The following is a 1,638-nucleotide window of genomic DNA, read 5'->3' as shown; positions in this document are numbered from 1 at the left end:
GGTTGATTTCCGATCTCAACCGAACATATTGAGCGAATAGGCCGTTCCCGCAGTTAGCCGAACGCCCCCGCGGCCCCTCCTGGGGTCCGGGGGCACCGTTTTCCCAGTTGAAGGAACGGTGGAGATGTGTTTCGATGGGTCCGGTGGCCATGCTCCGCCCGCCGCCCGGCACCTCTTCCCAGACTCAGCCGGACGGTCGGTCCGTCTATTCCGTTTTTCCTTCTAGGCTAGGCCAGCGGGGCATCGCCCCTCTCGGCGCGCGCCCTCTCGATGAGCCCCGGCGTCAGGTCGAGGTCGACGAGCGCCACGTCCCCCACGCCGTAGGCGTCCAGCAGCGCCGCCGCGTCCTCCCCGAGCATCGCCCTGAAGGCGCGCGCGGGCGTCGAGAAGCCGAGTGCGCCGCGGGGCTCGGAGTTCACGTGCGACATGGCCAGCGCCAGGTCCGCCGGGGCGAGCCGGTCGAACCTGAGTCCGGAGCCCTTGGGCAGCAGCTTCCTTATCTCGACGTGGTTTCGCTCGCAGGCGCCCTTCTGGTCGCTGCGCCTCGGGTCGCAGTAGAACAGCCTCGTCTCGCCCGGCCCCTCGCCGATGAGCGCCGCGATCGCCGCCTCGTCGGAGAACTCGGCGCCGTTGTCGGTGAGCACGGCGCGGAAGACCCTGCCCATGCCGTCGGCGCCGAGGACCTCCCTGATATCGCCCAGGGCGGCCGCGACGCGCCCGGCGGTCTTCTCCGCCAGCGGCAGCGCGAGCTGGAGCCTGCTGGGGCGGTGGAGCAGCGTGAGCAGGCAGGCCGAGTCCTCCCGCGCGCCCTCGACCGTGTCCATCTCCCAGGCCGCGGCGCACGCGTCCTCCCCGAGGGCGAGGAACGCGGCGTACGACCTGCGGGCGGAGTGGCGCGTGGCCGCCCGGCCCGCGGCGCGCTTCCTCGGCCTGTAGCCGACCTTGCGCCTGAGCTCCATGTTGGTCATGCCGTCGTAGCCCGCCGAGACCCAGCGGTAGATGGTCGACGGCGACAGGTCCACCGGGCCGCCGTTGCGCGCCGCCATCTGCTCGGGCGACAGCCCCCGGCGCAGGCAGTCCCTTATCGCCTCCAGCCTGGCCGCCGCGGCCGGCTCGTCGGCGTCTATCCCGCGCCTGGACGAGACGAGGACCGAGTCGGCGCACAGCTGCGCGGCCCGGGCCTCGTAGAAGACGTGGGGGCGGCGCTTGCAGCCGATCGCGCGGTAGCGGCCGCAGCCGTTGCAGCATCGCGGCCACGCCGCCAGGCGCGGGCAGGCCGCCGACAGGTCGGCGGAGGCGTCCACGCGCTCGCCGCGCCTGGCCTTCGGCGCCGTCACGAACCTGTGCGACGCCACCTCGGCGCTCACCGTCGAGGGCGACCTGCCCAGCTCCCTCGCGATCTCCCTGCACGACGCCCTGCGCTCCAGCATCCTCTGGACCGTGTCCCGCTCGTGCCTCGTGAGCCTTCCGTAGGACCTCGGGACCGCCCTCGCGGAGCCCCTTTTCTTCTTTCCGGACATACCGTCCTCCGATCTCCCGGGGCCGGCCGATCCGGCCCTCAGGGTATCGGGTTCCCACATTCATCCGCACATGTGCGGATGAATGTGGGAGGTGTTCGGTTGAAGTTGATAATCAAGG

Annotated in this window: 1 protein-coding gene; it reads right to left on the bottom strand. The window is 71.3% G+C overall.

Annotated elements, in window-relative coordinates:
- Nucleotides 1-227: 227 nt before the first annotated feature.
- Nucleotides 228-1,520, bottom strand: a complete 1,293-nt coding sequence (locus AB5Z20_RS09820) for an IS30 family transposase (RefSeq protein WP_368157178.1) — start codon at nt 1,518-1,520, stop codon at nt 228-230.
- Nucleotides 1,521-1,638: the final 118 nt, after the last annotated feature.

This window comes from Collinsella aerofaciens (assembly GCF_040910245.1).
In the GTDB taxonomy this organism is placed as follows: domain Bacteria; phylum Actinomycetota; class Coriobacteriia; order Coriobacteriales; family Coriobacteriaceae; genus Collinsella.
The sequence above is the reverse complement of the archived record's forward strand: the minus strand, read 5'-3'. Positions and strand labels throughout refer to the sequence as shown.